Annotated in this window: 25 protein-coding genes; 24 read left to right on the top strand and 1 reads right to left on the bottom strand. The window is 50.9% G+C overall.

Features of this window, described 5'->3' with window-relative positions; all coding sequences use genetic code 11:
• Window positions 1-222 precede the first annotated feature (222 nt).
• The 19 genes from NYE70_RS10025 (at window position 223) to NYE70_RS09935 (ending at window position 13,488) form a co-directional block, all read left to right on the top strand.
• Window positions 223-405, top strand: a complete 183-nt coding sequence (locus NYE70_RS10025; protein WP_341045862.1) for a hypothetical protein — start codon at window positions 223-225, stop codon at window positions 403-405.
• A 174-nt stretch (window positions 406-579) separates the two neighbouring features.
• Window positions 580-1,398 (top strand): hypothetical protein, encoded by an 819-nt coding sequence (locus tag NYE70_RS10020; RefSeq protein ID WP_290405981.1) that lies wholly within the window; start codon window positions 580-582, stop codon window positions 1,396-1,398.
• 11 nt (window positions 1,399-1,409) lie between these two features.
• Window positions 1,410-1,625 carry a hypothetical protein gene (locus tag NYE70_RS10015; RefSeq protein WP_290405980.1) on the top strand — a complete coding sequence of 72 codons (216 nt, stop codon included), beginning with the start codon at window positions 1,410-1,412 and terminating at the stop codon, window positions 1,623-1,625.
• A 1-nt stretch (window position 1,626) separates the two neighbouring features.
• A complete protein-coding gene (locus NYE70_RS10010) occupies window positions 1,627-3,087 on the top strand; it encodes a phage tail sheath family protein (RefSeq protein ID WP_341045861.1) in 1,461 nt (486 codons plus the stop codon).
• A 20-nt stretch (window positions 3,088-3,107) separates the two neighbouring features.
• Window positions 3,108-3,527 (top strand): phage tail tube protein, encoded by a 420-nt coding sequence (locus tag NYE70_RS10005; protein WP_213655712.1) that lies wholly within the window; start codon window positions 3,108-3,110, stop codon window positions 3,525-3,527.
• A gap of 15 nt (window positions 3,528-3,542) precedes the next feature.
• Window positions 3,543-4,001 (top strand): phage tail assembly chaperone, encoded by a 459-nt coding sequence (locus NYE70_RS10000; RefSeq protein ID WP_341045860.1) that lies wholly within the window; start codon window positions 3,543-3,545, stop codon window positions 3,999-4,001.
• A 14-nt stretch (window positions 4,002-4,015) separates the two neighbouring features.
• Window positions 4,016-4,159, top strand: a complete 144-nt coding sequence (locus tag NYE70_RS09995) for a hypothetical protein (protein WP_341047638.1) — start codon at window positions 4,016-4,018, stop codon at window positions 4,157-4,159.
• 44 nt (window positions 4,160-4,203) lie between these two features.
• Entirely contained in the window at window positions 4,204-6,024 is a 1,821-nt protein-coding gene (locus tag NYE70_RS09990) for a hypothetical protein (RefSeq protein ID WP_341045859.1), read from the top strand.
• 13 nt (window positions 6,025-6,037) lie between these two features.
• Entirely contained in the window at window positions 6,038-6,670 is a 633-nt protein-coding gene (locus NYE70_RS09985; protein WP_341045858.1) for a LysM peptidoglycan-binding domain-containing protein, read from the top strand.
• Complete coding sequence (locus NYE70_RS09980) at window positions 6,667-7,638, top strand: XkdQ/YqbQ family protein (RefSeq protein ID WP_341045857.1); 972 nt, start codon at window positions 6,667-6,669, stop codon at window positions 7,636-7,638. Before NYE70_RS09985 ends, NYE70_RS09980 begins: the two co-directional genes overlap by 4 nt.
• Window positions 7,628-8,029, top strand: a complete 402-nt coding sequence (locus NYE70_RS09975; RefSeq protein WP_341045856.1) for a hypothetical protein — start codon at window positions 7,628-7,630, stop codon at window positions 8,027-8,029. Before NYE70_RS09980 ends, NYE70_RS09975 begins: the two co-directional genes overlap by 11 nt.
• Window positions 8,022-8,477: a DUF2634 domain-containing protein gene (locus tag NYE70_RS09970; protein ID WP_341045855.1), complete on the top strand. Its 456-nt coding sequence runs from the start codon at window positions 8,022-8,024 to the stop codon at window positions 8,475-8,477. Before NYE70_RS09975 ends, NYE70_RS09970 begins: the two co-directional genes overlap by 8 nt.
• Entirely contained in the window at window positions 8,477-9,595 is a 1,119-nt protein-coding gene (locus NYE70_RS09965; protein ID WP_341045853.1) for a baseplate J/gp47 family protein, read from the top strand. The genes NYE70_RS09970 and NYE70_RS09965 overlap by 1 nt, the downstream gene beginning before the upstream one ends.
• Window positions 9,588-10,205, top strand: a complete 618-nt coding sequence (locus NYE70_RS09960; RefSeq protein ID WP_445323764.1) for a YmfQ family protein — start codon at window positions 9,588-9,590, stop codon at window positions 10,203-10,205. The genes NYE70_RS09965 and NYE70_RS09960 overlap by 8 nt, the downstream gene beginning before the upstream one ends.
• On the top strand, window positions 10,198-11,610 hold the full coding sequence (locus tag NYE70_RS09955) for a phage tail protein (RefSeq protein WP_341045852.1): 1,413 nt from the start codon (window positions 10,198-10,200) through the stop codon (window positions 11,608-11,610). The genes NYE70_RS09960 and NYE70_RS09955 overlap by 8 nt, the downstream gene beginning before the upstream one ends.
• Window positions 11,611-11,633: 23 nt before the next feature.
• Complete coding sequence (locus tag NYE70_RS09950; RefSeq protein WP_341045851.1) at window positions 11,634-11,990, top strand: hypothetical protein; 357 nt, start codon at window positions 11,634-11,636, stop codon at window positions 11,988-11,990.
• A 2-nt stretch (window positions 11,991-11,992) separates the two neighbouring features.
• Window positions 11,993-12,127 carry a hypothetical protein gene (locus NYE70_RS09945; protein ID WP_341045850.1) on the top strand — a complete coding sequence of 45 codons (135 nt, stop codon included), beginning with the start codon at window positions 11,993-11,995 and terminating at the stop codon, window positions 12,125-12,127.
• Window positions 12,128-12,227: 100 nt separating this feature from the next.
• Complete coding sequence (locus NYE70_RS09940; protein ID WP_341045848.1) at window positions 12,228-12,671, top strand: phage holin family protein; 444 nt, start codon at window positions 12,228-12,230, stop codon at window positions 12,669-12,671.
• The gene (locus tag NYE70_RS09935) at window positions 12,649-13,488 is read left to right on the top strand and encodes a glycoside hydrolase family 25 protein (protein ID WP_341045847.1); all 840 of its coding nucleotides are present in this window, start codon (window positions 12,649-12,651) and stop codon (window positions 13,486-13,488) included. The genes NYE70_RS09940 and NYE70_RS09935 overlap by 23 nt, the downstream gene beginning before the upstream one ends.
• Window positions 13,489-13,640: 152 nt before the next feature.
• Here the strand turns inward: NYE70_RS09935 and NYE70_RS09930 are convergent, their stop codons facing one another.
• Entirely contained in the window at window positions 13,641-13,763 is a 123-nt protein-coding gene (locus NYE70_RS09930; protein ID WP_341045845.1) for a hypothetical protein, read from the bottom strand.
• A gap of 166 nt (window positions 13,764-13,929) precedes the next feature.
• On the opposite strand from NYE70_RS09930, the gene NYE70_RS09925 reads away from it, so the two are divergent.
• From NYE70_RS09925 to NYE70_RS09905, 5 genes are all read left to right on the top strand, one after another.
• A complete protein-coding gene (locus NYE70_RS09925; protein ID WP_341045843.1) occupies window positions 13,930-14,205 on the top strand; it encodes a hypothetical protein in 276 nt (91 codons plus the stop codon).
• Window positions 14,195-14,422: a hypothetical protein gene (locus tag NYE70_RS09920; RefSeq protein ID WP_341045842.1), complete on the top strand. Its 228-nt coding sequence runs from the start codon at window positions 14,195-14,197 to the stop codon at window positions 14,420-14,422. Before NYE70_RS09925 ends, NYE70_RS09920 begins: the two co-directional genes overlap by 11 nt.
• Window positions 14,423-14,571: 149 nt before the next feature.
• Window positions 14,572-16,152, top strand: a complete 1,581-nt coding sequence (locus tag NYE70_RS09915; protein ID WP_341045841.1) for a DUF4127 family protein — start codon at window positions 14,572-14,574, stop codon at window positions 16,150-16,152.
• Between the two features lie 112 nt (window positions 16,153-16,264).
• A complete protein-coding gene (locus NYE70_RS09910; RefSeq protein ID WP_341045840.1) occupies window positions 16,265-17,377 on the top strand; it encodes an amidohydrolase/deacetylase family metallohydrolase in 1,113 nt (370 codons plus the stop codon).
• Window positions 17,343-18,449: a DgaE family pyridoxal phosphate-dependent ammonia lyase gene (locus NYE70_RS09905; protein WP_341045839.1), complete on the top strand. Its 1,107-nt coding sequence runs from the start codon at window positions 17,343-17,345 to the stop codon at window positions 18,447-18,449. The genes NYE70_RS09910 and NYE70_RS09905 overlap by 35 nt, the downstream gene beginning before the upstream one ends.
• The last annotated feature ends 2 nt before the right edge of the window (window positions 18,450-18,451 follow it).

Raw genomic sequence — 18,451 nt, 5'->3', positions numbered from 1 at the left:
TACTATAAGAAAAGAAGAAATCGAAATGCAGAAAGGATTCCGATCAATCAAAAAAACGAACAAGTGTTCCTGTTTTTGTCCGGTGTCTGCCCGATGCTTGTCCATTCGCTTCACTTTAACCATGATAAATTTGTATTGTGGAAATCGAATGAAACCACAACAACATATCTTAAAACCGCTGAATTTCTCAGCGGTTTTTCTTTTTGGGGAGGGAAGCTGAACTTGAGCACGCGTAAAAACAACAAAAATCCGCCGGCCAGAATTCCGGATGATGATGTGGACTGGTCGCAGCCCAAATGCTGCATCGGCTGCATCTGGGGACGCTTCGAAGGAAGCAGGCAGTTTTGCAGCCTGCCTAGATGCGTATTAGAGGGGCATGGTCCCGGGAAGGTGATGGTGCCATGAACGAGGTTACCTTAAAAATGATTGAAAGAGCAGAATTATTGGCAGCTATGTTGTTTGAAGCCTTGAGCAAAGTGTTTCAATAACCTTGCCACATCCCGTGAAAGGAGGTGAAACATCATTCCAGACAAGACGATAACTGTCATTCGAACCAAACTGCTCGAGTCGATTCCGGAGTTGAAAGAGGTTTACTATCTGGCAGCTCCGGACGGAGTCAATACCGCCAAACCCTATGCAGTTCTGTCTCTTGAGGGAGACAGTGGGGGCAATCCCTGGAAGGGACTAAGGTATCTTTTTCAGATACGTCTCTATGTTTCCGAGATCGACGCTCCTACCAGTGAATTGGATTCATTGACCACATCCATCGCTAATGCGTTGGACAAGCAGTTACTGGAAGATGAAGTGACAAGCAGTTGGGTTGCACTATTCCAAGGTCAAATCGGTATAGACATCATCGATGATCAACGCGATACGGTCCAACGGAATTTGCAACTTTCGGTACTATCCCCAAAGCCTTTGGCTGAGGTCGTTTCAATTACCAGCGATCCGTGGCTAACGGCGCTCACGGCTTGGACACAGCAAGCATTAGGGGCGGATTGGTCCGTGTACAGCGGCAACTGGCCACCAGAGCCGAAGACCAATTCGATCCTATGGCGGATTACCGAAATGAATGCAACTCCTAGAGGGTCGTCGGCCTATGAGTTGCAAAAGAAAGCAACGGCTTTTATTCAAGCTAAAGATTCAAACCAGAAGCATGCGGCTTTAATGCAGTTGGTTGAGAGCTTGGCGGCGGCGGTAAAAATCCCGATCGGGGCGGATGACCGGAAATTTGCAAGGGTGATCACCCCACAGGTGAATACCAGAACCAGCGCGGATGGTTACGCCGCAACCGGCGAAGGGCCGCTTACCGTAACTTTAAGCCGGAGAGTTAGTTCTTTGGCCGAAGAAGCGGCGGCGCCACTTATGCAGTTTGTCCATTATGAATCCCATATTTGAGGTGAGAAACTTTGAAGGCTACCAAGAAAGGATCTATTAAATCCAAGACGGCTCCGGTAACGACTCCGGTTTATTCGCTTAATGAATTGGCGGAAAATAGCCAGTCTATCTTGGGCGTAAAGCTCGAAGTACTGACAGGAGCCGTTCACGGGACCACGCAAGAGTCCTTTGATGTTCAAGAGGCAAAACAGCTAGTCCAACAATTTTTGAAAAGGAAGGTGCTTTAAGATGGCAGGAGGAAATTGGAGTTTGACGAATCAGCCGGTGCTTCCCGGTCTGTACATGAATTTCGTAAGCGCGGCGGGATCGGCGATTCAGCCGGGTGCGCGCGGCGTCGTGGTTGCCCCGGTAAAATCCCATTGGGGACCGGTCAATCAATTTGTCGAGGTGGCGAATGAAGCCGCGATCAAGGAATTGTTTTCGGATGATGAGTCTGATGGTGCATCCGCTTTAACGACCTTGTATTTTGCATTGCTTGGCGGACCGAAAAAACTGCTTGCTTACCGGATCGCCGACAGCTCGGCGGCCGCGGCGGAATTGACGCTGAAATCTACGGTGGCAGCGGAGAGCATTGTTCAACTTAAGGCCGTTTACCCTGGCAAACGCGGCAATGGCTTCAAAGTAACGATTCAACCGAGCCTGTCCGTAGCGAACGCCAAAGAACTGAAGCTCTACGAGGGCGGAACATTGCTTCGTACGATTGCGATCGGTGACGGAGAAGCCGCCACGGCTGTCGAGGCTATTAACAACGATTCAGCAAACAAGTGGATTACAGCAGAAAAAATCGCCGACGGCGTACTCGCGGATGTATCCGGTGAGCCTTTTGCCGGCGGGGAGAGCGGTATTTCCGGCATCACGAATGCGGATTACGTGAAAGCGACCGAGGCGTTTGAAACGCAGGATTTCCACGTGCTTACGCTGGACGGCGTGACCGATGCTGCGCTCCGGACAAGCATTGTAGCCTGGTTGAAGCGTGTCCGTAATGAGGGGAAAGGCATTATCGCTACGCTGGGCGGTACCGCAGCTGAAGATACCGGGACTGATGCCGTAAATAAGGCTGTCACTCGAAGCACGGCTATTGATTACGAAGGCGTCGTAAATGTCGGCACTGGTGCCAAAATGAATGGCAAGTCCTATTCCTCGGCCCAGGTGGCGGCTTGGGTTGCCGGACTGATCGCAGGCCAGTCCTTGAAGGAATCTTCCACCTATGCGGCTGCGCCTTTTGATGATGTGACCCGCCGCTGGACCCGGTCCGAGCAGGAATCCGGCGTACAAAACGGTGTCTTTTTGCTGGTGCATGACGGGCGGAAGGTAAAAGTTCTGCGGGGCGTGAACAGTCTGGTTACACTGCGGGAAGGACAGAACAAAGGCTGGAAGAAAATCCGAAAAATCCGGGTGCTGGACCAAATCAACGCCGATTTGCAGCGTACCGCCGAGGACAATTATATCGGCAAGGTGAACAACACCGAAGAGGGACGGCTTGCCTTGATCAGTGCCGGGAAGCAGTATCTGCAATCTCTTGCGCTTGAAAACGTCATCGAGTCCACGGGATTCGATGTGACGCTGGATTCGCGTTTTTACGGCAGCGCGCCGCAATTCCAGCCGGAAGACGATCAGGTATTCCTGTCGTGGACGGCGGATGACACGGATGTGATGGAACAAATTTTCGGCACGTTCTACGTGCAATAATTTTTGAGGAGGAATAGCAAATGGCACAATATCTTGATCCGGGACGCATTATTATGGGGACGTTCGGCCAGATTTTTATCGATGGAGTGTGGCAGTCGAACCTGAACCATCTGGAAGCTAACGTTGAGGCGGAGAAACGCGAATTGAATCTTGTCGGCACGGATTACACCGTCTTTAAATTGGGACGCAAAAAAGGAACCGGCACCATGAGCGGCTACAAAATCTCGTCCGATATGATCGCGCGGGGATTCCAGAAATTTTCGATTATTCATAAGCTCGATGATCCGGAAGCTTACGGATTTGAACGAATCGAGTTAGTCAACTGCATGGTTGACAAAATTCAGCTTGCGAATTGGACTGCAGGGGAAGAAGTGACGGAAGAAACGGCGTTTACTTTTGAATCGTACATCCTGAAAGACCCGATTGTAGCAACACTTTAAGGAGGACTTACTCATATGAGTACTGAACAACTGAATGAACAGGATATTTTGGACGGTCTCTTCGAGACGGCAGCGAATTTGCCGGAAGAGGCCGTTTTTATTAGCCGCCTAAGCTTGCGGATTACCTTGCGGGGGCTGACCTCCAGCAAAGTCGATTCGATTCGTGAACGTTGCACGGTCCGCAAGACTACGAAAGGCCAGGTTTCGGAAAAGATCGACAGCGAGCTGTTTAACGCAGCATTGATCAAGGAAGCGACTGCGGCGTTGGAAGTTGTTAAAAAGCTGGAGCAAGGCGGGGAGCAAAGCGTCAAGCTCAGCGGCTGGGGCGATGATCGGCTCATTAGCCGTTTGAAGCTGTCCGGCGGAGAAGAAGCCGTCCGCCGATTGCTGTTAGCCGGGGAACTGGATGCCGTGGGTGACAAGGTGCTTGAAATCTCCGGCTTTGGGGTGGACATCGACGACGTAAAAAACTGATCGACTCCGGTGGCATGACGACGCTGCTATACCATCTGTGGACGCGGCATCATCTTCGCCCCGGGGTGTTCTGGTCTCTCCCTAAAGGAGAGCGCCTGCTGCTGCGAGCTTTTTCGGAGAGGGAGCTGGAGATGATGTCTCCGCCTCCTTCGCCTTAAGGCTATTAAAGTAGGTGGCGCTGTACGGTGAAAGGAGGTGGCATATGGCTAAAAGAGAAATTTTAGGATTGGAAATTGAAGTTGACAGCGCTGAGGTCGACAAGACGGATAAGAAGCTTCGCAGCTTGGATAAGCTCCTTCAACAAACTCAGCGACGGGCCTCTGTTTTAGGCAAAACCAAGATTGCTCCGAAAATCACGTTAGACGATCGCTTTACTTCCGCCGCCGAAAAGGTGAAGCGTACATTGATTCAGATTCAACGGACTAAAGTCCGGCCAGTGGTGCATCTTGTGGACAATGTATCTGCGGCCGCTGCGAGAATCAGAGCTTCACTCTTAGGAGTAACCGCTACTCCATGGCGCGTCTCGGTAGAAGGAGTGGATTGGGAAGGGATCGTTAAAAAGCCATTAATTGAGCTATTGGAGGATGCAACTGCCTTCGCAGAAGCAGGTAAAAAAGCAGGAGAATCCTATTTTCAATCGTTATTGTCCGTGATCGATCCTCTGAAACTCACCGAAAAGTTAGGTGGGGCAGCAGAGGGTGGGACTGGAAAAGATGCCAGTTCAACTAATAAAGATAAAGGTCAGAAGAGCGAAGAAAAAGGAAACTGGATGGGAGACTTTGCAACGGATTTTACAAGAGATCTTATTAAGGATCTTTCAATAGAGTTCATTAAGGAAGCGGGCGTATTTGATAAATTACTCAAAAAAGAAGGCAGTCAGAAAGATGGCGCCTGCGTTTGCATCTGCAAGTGTAACTGCGGCGGAGGAAGCGGCGGGCTTTTAGGGGATGACTACGGCTCTGGTTCCGATGACGATGGGAAGAAGAAACGCAAAAAAAAGAAGAAAGGTAAGAAGAGACGGAACAACTCCGGTGCCGGTAAAGGTACCTCGAATGATGATCCTACCAAATCATCTAATCGGAGTAAAGCGGAGCAAGGCGGAAAACCTAAATCTTCCGGAAAGGGACCTGGAAAAGGACCTGGAAAAGGACTAGGTAAAGGCTTAGGGTCAGCTAGATCCAACGCGGCTCTCGGCTTCCGAGGGAATTCAGGACTCGGTTCATTGTTTAATTCCGGTTCGAATTTCTTAAAAGAAAATGGGCCGGCTTTATTGAATAGCGGAAAGAAGATTCTTGGAAATGGAGCATCCGGGGTAAAAGACAGCGGATCGAAACTGCTTAACAAAGGCGGGGAATGGCTAAGCAAGGGTGTTTCTTGGGCGAAGGAAGACGGTTCAAAGCTTTTGAAGAAAAGCGGAGGATGGTTCGGAAAAGGGGCCAGAATGCTTGGAAAAGCTGGAAAAATCATTCCTGGCCCAGTAGGTACGGTTTTTGATGTAGGTTCTATCGCTACAGCTGGCTCGAAACGGGATAAAGCGAAAGCTACCGCTTCGACCGCATTATCCATTGCTGGTGGGGCTGTCGGTGGAGTGATCGGCTCCGTAATCCCAGGTGCGGGAACAGCGATCGGGGCAACTCTCGGTTCCATTGCAGGGGATTTTATCGGAGACAAGCTAGGGGGCTTCTTTTTCGATAAATTCTCCAAAAAGAAAAAAGCTAAAAAATCACCAGCTGATACGCTTAACGCCCCTGAAAGCAATAAGAGATTTAGAGGTTTACAGGATAGATCGGCATATTCTAATAAATCTGAGCAAAGGGAATTTAAAACGGGGCGCGGAAGTGAATCCTGCTGTAATTGTAATGGCCAGGGGACAGGGGTGCCTCCTCAGATTAACGTATCTGTATCCCAAGGTGCCGTAAACCTGACCGTCAATAAGGATGAGCTCGATTACGAAGAGATTAGTAAAGTGACTGCCCGGAAGATCACTAACGAAATCCGCTTAGCCATGCAAAATATAGGATAAAGGAGGGAAGCGCGTGGATATTCACTTGAGGGACGGGGCGGGAAAAGACTTTCGCTTTCCGGTCAATCCCGAAGAAATTACGATCTCCAGAGGGAAGTCGCTGGAAACGGTCAATATTTTATCGCTCGGGGAATATGAGTTCCCTGCGGGAGAGAAGGTGAAAGAAATCGCCTTCTCTTCTTTTTTTCCTGCGTCGTATGACGAAGGGTACTGCAAGTTCAGGAATCTTCCCGATCCGCAGGAGGCGATGAATCAGCTCACCCGCATGATGAACAGTAAAACGCCGGTTCGGCTGATCATCACGAAAACTGCGGTCAACGTGCTGGTGATGATTTCTGCGCATAACACGACGTTTAAAGGCGGAGAGCCGGGGGATGTGTATTTTGAACTGACGGCACGCACTTGGCGGGACATGAAGGTTCATACGAACACGTCGGTTGTTCCGAAAACGCAAGGATCACGGCCGGACACCAAGCCAAAAGCTAAAACGTACACGGTCAAATCCGGCGATACGCTGTCCAAAATCGCGAAGCTGGAGCTCGGGAGCAGTGCCAAGTGGCAGGCCATTTACAATGCGAATGTCAAAATCATCGGCAAAGATCCGGGCAAGATCAAACCCGGGCAAAAGCTGGTGATGCCGTCATGAGTTACGAGGTGGTGCTGCAAAACAAGTATTATCTCCGCGAGTTGATCGAAAGTATCTCGCTGACCGAATCGCTGGATCAAATCGCCTATCAGGCCTCCATCACCTTGAGCATTCCGGGGGATTTTCCGGGGATCGAACCCGGTCAGGAAATCCGGATCAGCGGCGTGCCGTTTGGTGCAACCAATCAGGTACCTCTGCTTCATCCCGGCGTGGTTTGGGAGTGCAGCAGCACGGCTAGCCTCATCAAGAAGATGACGATTACGGTTTACGACCGTACGATCTATTTGGCGAAATCGGAGGATGAGTGTCTTTTTGCGGCGGGGGGGACGGCTTCTCAACGGCTGAAAAAGTATGCGACCGATTGGGAGATCAAACTGGCTACACTCCCGGATACGAAAACCAAGCTAAAGAAATCGGTGTATCGCGCTCAAACGATTTATAACATGATTATGAACGATCTAAAGGAGACGGTTAAATCCGGTGGTGATATGTATATCCCGCGAATGACGTCTTCCGGGCTGGAACTGTTCAAAATCGGCGGCAACAAAACCGTCTGGCGGTTAGAAGGCATCGAAGAGGCGACGCAGAGCCGTACGCTGGAAGAAACGGTGACCCGAGTCAAGGTACTGGGGACGGAGAGCGGAGAGGATGCTCCGTCCAAGGTTCTCGCTATTGCTTCGGGAGAGACGGCCAAGTTCGGCGTACTTCAGCGGATCGTTCAGGATGACGACGTCAAAACCACGGAAGCCGCAAAAAAACTAGCGGAATCGATGCTTACGGGAAAAGGAGTCTCCTACACCGTATCCTGTACGGACCTGAACACGGTTCGAGCCGGCGATAAAGTAAATTTTAACGGGTTGGGATTGATCGTTACCTCGGTAACCCACCAACTTGGCGATCCCGGGCACATGACACTGGAGTTGTCTTCTTTCGAGGACGTGAAAAGGAGGTATTTTCTTGACGGTTGATCCATTCACCGCGCTCGCGGTTACCTTAAGGGACAATGCCGTAAACAAGACCAAGGAAGTTCTCTCCGGCGTAGCCGTCGAGCTTGGTACGATTACAGCCTCCGGTTTGAAGCTGGACCGGTTCAAGCATGAAATCGGGGATTATTATGTGGCCGAATTTCCCGGAATCTTGAAGCTGCCTGAGTTGAAATTGGCTGGCACCGTTACGGGACTCAAGGATAGCGGAGGAGGCGGTGTTCAGGGAAAAGGGAGCTACTCTTTTGAAGCCTCCGAAACCAAGGAATCGTCTCTAAAATTGGAGTACAAGCCCGGTGACAGGGTTCTTGTGATTCCATTAAACGGAGGGCATGACGCAATCGTGATTTGTAAGGTGGTGAGCAGAGGTGGCTAATCTCTTTCCGGAAAATACGGAACAATCTTGGGGGGCGGAACCGTTGTCCGAAGTGCAGGATGAGAGCGTGCGCTTTGGGAGAAGCTGGCGTTTTGATTTTGATGCAGGGGAATTCGTTATGACGCCCACACGAAAAATAGCCGGAGCCCAAAGCACGGAAGCCTGGATCCTATGGTGCCAAAAGGCGATTCGCACGCCGCGTTACAGGCATCTCATTTATTCACGGGATTACGGGCAAGAATTTGAGGAGCTTATTGGCAGAGGCTACAGCCGGGCCGTTCAGGAGAGCGAGATCCCGCGGATCGCCCGTGAAACGCTTATGGTTGACCCTCGTACGGCAAGCGTGGAGGATTTTGTTTTTGAATGGCAGGGGGAACGGTGTTCCTTTACTTGCCGGGTTATGAATATACACGACGAAGAATTGACTTTGGAAGGGAGCGTGAGCTGATGTCGGAGCTGCCGCTTTTTTTGAAGGAACAAAGTGAAGAAGTGATTATGCAGCGGATGCTGGATCGAGTACCTTCGGATATTGATAAATCCGAGGGTTCTTTTATTTGGGATGCCCAGGCCCCGGTTGCTTTTGTGCTGGCGGAGGCGGCGGGTTGGGCTCAGCAGGTGCTGCAGCGGGGATTTGCGGGCACGGCCTATGGGGAATATCTCGACCTGCGGGCGGCCGAGCACGGGATTACAAGGAGGGCCGCCGTTGCCGCAACGGGCGCTGTCCGGTTCACCGGCGTGCCGGGAACGGTCGTGCCGATCGGTACCGTGGTGGCCACGCCTGCCGACGAAATTACGGCGGAAGCCTCGATTGAATTCGAGACGACGGAGTCCGTCGCTTTGGGAGCCGATGGCCTAGGCGTTGCATCGATCCGGGCTTCGGTGGCCGGTCGCATGGGAATCGTTCCGGCAGGAGTCATAACCGTCATGTCCTCGCCGGTTGGCGGGATTACAGCTGTTACGAATCCGGAGGAAACCCGCGGCGGGGCCGATACGGAATCGGATGAACTGTTGCTGGAACGTTTTTATGCCCAGGTTCGCAATCAGGGGACGAGCGGGAACAAAGCCCAGTATTTGAAGTGGGCAGGGGAAGTGCCGGGCGTGGGCGGCGTTCAGGTGCGGCCGCTTTGGGACGGTCCGGGAACCGTAGGGATTTATCTGCTTGACGCCGAGAAACGTGCGGCAAATGCGGAGATCGTGGCCGCTGTCCAAGCATACATCGATCCGACGACGGACGGGCAAGGCGAAGGGATGGCCCCAGCCGGACCGGTCGTGAAAGTGATGGCAGCCGAAGAGATGCCTATTCATCTCTCGGTTCGTCTGACATTGGCTGCCGGGGCGTCGGTAGACGAGGTTCGAAAAAGCATCGAATCCGGCATTCGCGCTTATTTGAAGACTTTGGCTTTTGCCGACCCGCTTGTGCGTTATACACGAATCGCGGCGGTGCTGCTCGATCTTCCGGCTATCGTGGATTATGCCGATTTGACCGTAAACGGCAGAAGCGATGCCAATATCGAAATTTTGCCCGGGCAGGTCGCCGTGTTAGGGACGGTGGATGTCCATGAGTAGTACGGGTGTGATGACGAATCCAGTTGCGGTAAAAACGGGTTTATATGACATGGAAAGTCCGATTGGACGTGAAATGTTCTCCTATCTGCCCGGATTCTATGAAAATTCGCGGATTATGCAATATGACATGGCTGCCAAGGGTGCGGAGCTGGATGCGTTTTACGGCACGCTGAACGAGACGCTGGATCAGTTTTTCGTCCGGACGGCGACCTGGGGATTGGATCGGTGGGAATCCGAACTTGGCATTGCGACGGATCAGACCAAGCCGCTGGAACAGCGTCGCTCCTTGGTCGAATCTAAGCTCCGCGGGGCCGGTCAGTTCTCGGGACGACTCGTCAAGAACGTGGCTGAAGCGTACGACGGAGGAACCGTTGACGTAACTTTTCAACCCGCCGAATGGAGCTTCACGATCAAGTTCGTCGATACGATCGGCGTACCGCCGAATCTGGACGACCTGAAGGCCGTCATCGAAGAGATCAAACCGGCGCATCTGGCGGTGGAGTACGAGTTCAGCTACTTGCTGATCAAGGACCTCCACGGCGTTTTATCGCTCCATGACATGGAGCAGATTCCTTTATCCAAATTTGCAGGAGGTGGTCACATTGGCTAGCAATACACCTAACCTTAACTTATTGAAAAAAGACCCCGTCACGGACGGGAATGATACGTTTAACATCCGGACGATGCTGAACGAGAACTGGGATAAGATTGATGCGGCGGTGGGGGAAGTTCGAGAGGAGTTGAAGGATATTGAGATTCCGAATGCCTCTCTAAATAAAGCTGGCATCGTGCAACTTTCCAACGAGACAAGCGGCTCGCGGGAGAATGTTGCAGCAACTGAAAAGGCTGTCAGTCAGGCTTTTCAAGCTGGCAATGAGCGTAAAGCGGAAGTGGTTGCCGCGCTTGTTGCCTTAGGAGTATCGGCTTCCACAAGTGAGACATGGGCGCAGTTGATTCCAAAGATGGCGTCGATCATCCGGGCGACCGGTAATGCGGCTGCAGCGGACTTATTGGCCGGAAAGACGGCGTCAAACGCAAGTGGACCCTTTTCCGGTACAATGCCTGACCGAGGAGCGGCAACTATAACTCCAAGCGGAACGGGAGCTGTGACTATCCCGGATGGGGCATATAAAGGGGCAAAGGTGGCTCAAGTAAGTGTACCGGCAGCAAAGGTGCTTAATGATACGACGATAGCCGGAGTAAAAGGAACAATACCAAACCGGAGTGAGGACAATTTCCATATGCCTGGCCTTAATTACACGTCTTGGGCCGGGGACAGGGCTTTTATACAGCCCCTACAAGGTTTTTATAACGGAGCATCTTGGGTCACTGCCCCAGCACCGGATTTATTGGCCCAGAATATCCGAGCAGGAAAAAACATTTTAGGGATTCCAGGAACATTGATACCTTTGCTGACGGACCCGGAAACACTTAATATTACCGGACCATTTAGCACACTAGCCGTAACGGAAAGTGAAGTAGTTTTGCGAGGCAGTAGCGATATTTATTGGTATGACAAAAATGGTACAAGACAGTATGTACTAGGATGGGCGCAAATGCAGCCGAGATACCCGAGGGCCTACTATAGTGATAATGATATTTATTACGCTGAATTAAGTGGCGTTTGGGTGTCTTTAAGCGTGAATAAATCTGGCACAATATTAAAATCATTAATTCATCCTACTAGCGGGTTAGGCTTTTCCGTACCCAATTCAATCAGGTTCGGTGCTGCTGATGCTAGTAATTATTACTTGGTAAGCAACACCACTTTAATTATTTTGGATAAGAACTTTACAATTAAAAGATTCGTAGAAAACGGGTTCGGAATATACAACGATGCTGTTACTGGTTTTAACAGATCCGCAAGTTTAGGTGCTGCGGGTAAGGTGAAAAACAATAAAATATACATTCAGAAAAGCGGCGACGGTTCAGAAGTTCCCGGGCTTTATATATTTGATCTGGCAACAATGAAAGGCAAGGCCGTGAACGTAGACCTGGCTTTTTTGATGTATTAAAAATTAAAAGCGGAGGGGATAAAATGTTTACGTTTTATAAAGTGAAAAACTTAATGACATTCGGCCAGTACGACTACAAAGGCCTGGATCTTGACCAATTTATAGCCGGGTCCCAGGTATATAACGACACTGACAACGAATTCGCTGTAGCGTCCACGGAAGAAGGGTTTGACGGCCATGCGGATGTAACGCAGATCACGGAAGCCGAATACCTAGCGTACCGTGAAGCGCATAAACCGAAGCCTGTTACGCCCGTGGACGCCGAAGCGCTAAGACAACAATTAAGTGCAGCAAATGAAGAGGTTGCTGCACTAAGGGGCGAATTGGAGGCAACACAGGAAGTAATAGACTTCTTGCTGCTCACAAGGGGAGGTGAATAGTCATGGCAACATATATCGCAAAGCGCATTATTATTGGCAAAATGCAATATGATGTTATCGTGCCTCTTTATCCAGAGTATAAGGTTGACATCGACGAGATCCTGACCGCTGAAGGTAAGCAAGACTTGATCGTATAAGAGAAGAGAGAAGTACCAGAGAACGCCGCAAGGCGTATTTATTATGCCCCCGACCCCGGGGGCATTTCTATTACCAAATATCATCAAGGAGGCAACCAACATGAACGACCAAATCAATCACATCATCACCAATACGGCCTCTATTTTCGGGGCGGTGCTGGGCTACGCCGTAGGCGGTTTTTCTATCCTCCTACAAGTGCTGCTGGTTTTCGTGGCCGCCGACTGGGTTACCGGGTGGGTGGCGGCGTGGATGAACGGTGAGCTGCGCAGCCGGATCGGACACGAAGGAATTATTCGCAAAGTTACGATATTCATACTTGTGTCGATCGCACATCTGATTGACGGCATTCTGGGGGAAGGGCATTATATCCGGGATGCCGTCATCTTTTTTTATCTGGCGACGGAGCTCCTTTCCATTATTGAAAACGTCGGGCGAATGGGCATACCGATGCCGGGGGTGCTGCGAAACGCGGTGAAGATTTTTCAATCGAAAAGCGGAGATAGCGAGGAGGAAAATAACGATGCAGGCAAGAAACAGCGGTAACGCACGGGGGATTGACGTCTCTCACTGGCAAGGGGGCATCAACTGGTCCAAAGTCAAGGCGGACGGCATATCATTTGCTTTTGTTAAAGCGACGCAAGGGACAGCTTGGGTGGATCCGCAGTTTAAAATAAACGCCTCCGGCGCCAAGGCCGCCGGCCTGTTAATCGGCCCGTATCACTTCGTGGATGCGACGACGCCGGAATCTGCCATACAACAGGCTCAGCATTTTGCGCGTACAATCCTAACATCAGGCATTACCTTCGACCTGCCGCCCGTCATGGACTATGAAAACAACCCGAAGGGGCTTAGCAAAGCCCAGATCAATGCGGTGGCGGTCGCCTTTTTGAAAGAGGTTCAGAAATTGACCGGCATCGTTCCGATCATCTATACGGGAAATGCTTTTGCGCAGCAATTCGAACCGTCACTGGGCCAATATCCCCTTTGGATCGCGCGTTACAGTTCCAATGTTCCTTACGACGTGCCTGCTTGGAAACGATGGGATTTCTGGCAGTACAGCGACAGCGGCAAAGTATCCGGGATCGCCGGAAATGTCGATTTGAACGAATATAGAGGGAGCTTACGCGATCTGAAGGCTAGCTTTTTCAACTCATCCAATGAACAAGAAAAGGAGGGGAATCGTGTGGAGAAACGGGATATTCACCAGGTCAGCGAATGGGCGGCCAAAGATTGGGCAGAGGCTCAAACCACAGGGCTGTTTGACGGAACGCGTCCAGGTGATCCCTTGACCCGGGAAGAGGCGGCAATTGCCTTGAATCGTCTACAAAAACAATTATTATCCATGCTGCAAAACTCCTGACAACTCCGTGATTCGAACCAAGGAGGAACTCTTGATAGAACAATATATTCGCGTACCTTTTCCTCGTTATATAAAGCTTATTAATTGAAAAGAGGCTAGCGCATTTACAATTGCCGGCCTCTTTTATCCATTTAGTACATTGACTCTCGGACCTATCCCCAATACACCGAAAACAAAGTATATACCACATACCCACAGGCCAGCAGGATAGCGAATGCGCTGATCCAGAGCACGGCTTTTCCCCAACTCCGATAACGTTCTCTTTCTTTCCACATATCGATTCGACCCCTTCCTGTAGAAAATCCGCATATGTATAACTTAAGTTAATATGGCCCCTTTTAAACGACATCCTTGATAAGGAAAATCGATCCAATTGAGTTCGGACATGTAGCATACGCATTTAAGGTCCAGATTAACTCCGGAAAACAAGGATTTTTTTTCTTGTTGAATAAAGAACGAATGTTCGCATATAATACAAACAAACGTTCTTATTTGGAGATGGTGCTGGTGGAAAAATACATCGGAAAATTGCTCGAGATTATTTATATCGATCGGGCGGGCAACGTGTCTCAGCGGCGAATTGAAGTTCATGCGGTAAAGGGGGACCTGGTGCGGGCGACCTGTTTAAAGACCGGAGAGCCGAGGGCTTTCCGGAAGTCCAATATTTTGGCTTATGCACCTGTGAAAGTGAAGGGCCGTGACAGCCATGCTTCCTGATTTGGAACGCAAACTGCTGCGTATTTTGTTCAATTTCTCGACGCAGCGGGGGCGAGTGCCGATGATGGGTGAACTGGAACGAATGACCGGCAGAAGAAAAGAGGATATTCTTGATGGGCTGCGAGCACTGGAGCGTGAGCGATATATTCATTGGCCGGATTCGCCGGTATTGGCAGGCATTCAAGTGCTGGAAGCGTGGGATCGGGGAGCTCGTTAGAGGCCCTGATCTCTTTTTTTTGGATATTATCGTAATTTTATGGGATAGTCCTTTAATTCGGAGAGAGCTAAGATTATATTAAGCATATAAATTCCTGAAAGCGCTTAAATAATAATTTAATTAGTTGAACCGGAGGGGAGAATAAACATATGCCAAAAGTAGTCTACTTGCCGCTCGATGAAAGGCCGTGCAATTACCTGTTTCCGCGGCGGCTTGCCGAAATGACCGATCTGGAACTCGCAGTACCGGACATCCATCTGCTTGGCCGCAAAAAACAACCGGCCGATACGGCGGCGGTCCGGGAATGGCTTTTGCACGAAGCCGAGGGAGCGGACTATTTGCTCGTATCCATTGATTTGCTGATCTATGGCGGAATCGTACCGTCCCGCTTGCATCATTTGACGTTTGAGGAATGCCTGGAACGTTTGTCCGTGCTGACTGAAATCAAGGAGCGCCATCCGGGGATCTGGATTCACGCTTTTAATCTGATTATGCGGGTGCCGAACAACAATAAGGATGAGGAAGAGCCGGATTATTATAAATTTCATGGCGGCCAGATTTTTAAATACAGCTTCTTGACCGATAAGGCGGAACGCGACCAACTGAATGATAACGAACGTATGGAGCTTGAACAGCTAAAAACACTAATCCCGGAGCCTTATCTGAATGATTTCGTCGGGCGCCGGGGCGTCAATCAGCAGGTGAATCATTACACGTTGAAGCTGGCGGAGGAAGGGATCATCGATCACCTGATCATTCCGCTCGACGATAATTCGGAGTATGGCTTTTCCCCAAAAGAGCAGCAGATGCTGATCTGCCGGGTTGAGGAATTGGGCATCATGGACCGCGTGATGATATATCCCGGTGCCGATGAGATCGGCTGCACGATGTTTGCGCATATTTTTTGCGAATTGAAACAGTACAAGCCGGAGATTTATGTGCGGTATTCCTCGACAAAGGGGCCGTGGATCAAGCCGAAATATGAGGACCGCAGTCTGAACGAGAGTGTGAAATCCCATCTAACCGCTTCCGGGGCCGTGCTGGCGGATCATTCCGGCGATACTCCATTCGTGCTGATTGTCCATTCCCCGGCAGTGGATCAAGCGGGCATGGCGGAGCAGATTCCTTTTAGGGAGCGGCATCGTTCTTATTTTTCCGAAATCCATTATCGGGAGATCGTCGAAAGGATGGAAGCTTACTTGCGAAAGGGCAAGCATGTTGCTCTGGGTGACGTGGCGACGTGCAACGGTGGAGATCCGGTTCTAATAAATTTGCTGAAGAAAAAAGGTTTGCTAGACCAGTTGACCGCCTATGCGGGATGGAACACATCCGGTAATACGCTCGGTACAGTGATCGCCCATTTCGTGATCATTTCGTATTATTTGGAACGCCCGGAATCGGCAGCTTATCCCGAAATCGTTCGAGAGAGCCGGAAATTTTACTATGAGCGCCTGGTTGAGGATTTCATTTATCAGTCTATTGTCCGCCAGGATATGCTGGAACACGATCTGCCCCGGCTGGATGCAAGCTATTATGTGATCGGACATTGTTTGGACGAAGTGCATAGTATTTTGACCGATAAAATGAACCGCGCAGCCGAGCAGTACTTCGGGGATATTCCGGAAGGTCGGATCAGGCTCCAACGGCTCCATTTTCCATGGAAGCGTATGTTTGAAATCGGGTTTGAGCTTGACATTGAGACGGAGTCTACTACTATTGCTGCTGAATAGATTCAGAAAAGCAAGTCTAATTAAATCACAAACATTATAACGTTATATTTACTTAAGGTAACGATGGTGTTATTGTAAACATTATAATGTTATATCGAAAAGGGTGAAGATCATGACAGATTCATGGGTCCTGCGCCGCGTCAAACGCGTGAGCGGGGAAGAGATCGATATCGTGATCGAGAACGGGCTGATCGCGGAGATCACCGAGCCTGGAAAAGGCCGCGCAACGCGGGAGTATGACGGCACCGGCACGTATGTATCCAGCGGCTGGATCGATATGCACGTTCATGCGTTTCCCGAGTTTCATCCTTACGGGGACGAGATTGATGAGATCGGCGTCCGGCAGGGCGTCACGACGATCGTCGATGCCGGAAGCTGCGGAGCGGACCGGATCGCGGATCTGATTCGGAGCGGGGAACAAGCCAAGACGAACGTACTGGCGTTTCTAAATATTTCCCGCATCGGCCTGCTCCGCATCGACGAATTGTCGCAAATGGCGTGGATCGACCGGGAACGGGCCAAACATGCCATCGCCAAATTCGGCGAATCCATCGTCGGTTTAAAAGCGCGCATCAGCCGGAGTGTGGTCGGTGAGAGCGGAATCGAGCCGCTGCGCGTCGCGAGGGAACTGTCCGAAGAAACGGGGCTTCCGCTCATGGTTCATATCGGCTCGGGACCGCCGGATATTCGGGAGGTAATTCCGCTTTTGGCGCGAAAAGATATCATAACTCATTATCTCAACGGAAAAGCGAACAATTTGTTCGATGCAGAAGGTCATCCGCTCCAGGTGCTTACCGATGCGATGTCGCGGGGAGCTCATCTGGATGTGGGGCATGGTACGGCAAGCTTTTCGTTCCGGGTGGCCGAGGCGGCCAAATGTCACGGGATTGCACCGGATACGATCAGTACCGACATTTACCGCGGCAATCGGTTGAACGGGCCAGTATACAGCATGGACAATGTGCTGTCCAAATTCCTGCTTCTCGGGTATTCCCTCGAAGAAATCATCGGCATGGTAACCGTCAATGCCGCTGCCTGGCTGGGCAAGCCGGAACTGGGGCGCATCCGGGCGGGCGACACCGCGAATCTGACTCTGTTCACTCTAGCCGACGGTCCGGTCATGTTGACCGATTCGGAAGGAGAACAGAGAACGGCGAATCAAATTATCCAAGCAAAAGGAGTTGTGACAAATGGGGAATTCATTGAATGCGAAATACGGGCTTAAGCGAGTGATTAATGCCAGCGGGCGCATGAGTATTTTAGGCGTGTCCGCACCGACCGATACGGTAATGGAAGCGATGAAGCAGGGCGGACAGAACTATGTTGAAATCGCCGATCTGGTCGACAAAGCGGGCGATCATATCGCGGGGGCGCTTGGTTCCGAAGCGGCTGTCATCGTCAATTCCGCTTCCAGCGGGATTGCATTGTCCGTTGCGGCTGTTGTGACCCGGGGGAACCGGCGGCTCAGCGAACGGCTGCATCAGGAGATTATTCCCCGCAATGAGATCATCATTTTGAAAGGCCACAATGTACAGTACGGCGCCCCGGTGGAGACGATGGTCTATTTGGGCGGCGGGCGTCTGCTGGAAGTCGGCTACGCCAATGAAGGCCGGGCCGAGCATATCGAAGACGCCATCTCGGAGAGAACCGCGGCGATTTTGTATGTAAAATCTCATCATGCGGTTCAAAAGAACATGATTTCCGTCGAGGAAGCCTGGGACGTGGCGCAAAAGAACGGCGTTCCGCTCATCGTGGACGCGGCGGCCGAAGAGGATCTGCACAAATACGTGACCTGTTCCGATCTTGCGATCTATAGCGGCTCCAAAGCGATTGAAGGACCGACCTCCGGAATCGTAGCGGGGAAACGTACTTATATCGATTGGCTGAAGGTCCAATTGCACGGCATCGGCAGAAGTATGAAGGTAGGCAAGGAAACAAGCTTCGGCCTGCTTCAGGCACTCGACGAGTATCTGGTCAAAGTAGACAAGAGCGAGCAGGAAAAAGCCTCTCTCGAAGCGCTGTCCCCGCTAAACGACATTCCCGGCGTGAAGGTGACGATCGTTCAGGACGAAGCGGGCCGAGCGATCTACCGGGGCCGCATTCATATCGATCCGCAACAGACGGGAACGACCGCCAAAGAAGTTGCGGCGGGACTCCAAAATGGTGAAATCGCGATTTATACGCGGGACTATGGAGTTCGTCAAGGATATTTCGACATCGATCCACGGCCTCTGCTCGGGGACGACAATCAAGTTATAGAGGAACAATTGCGTAAATTATTGACGGGGGGAAAATAAGC

Origin of the sequence: Paenibacillus sp. FSL R5-0407 (assembly GCF_038009185.1) — a bacterium.
Classification (GTDB): domain Bacteria; phylum Bacillota; class Bacilli; order Paenibacillales; family Paenibacillaceae; genus Fontibacillus; species Fontibacillus vini.
The sequence above is the reverse complement of the archived record's forward strand: the minus strand, read 5'-3'. Positions and strand labels throughout refer to the sequence as shown.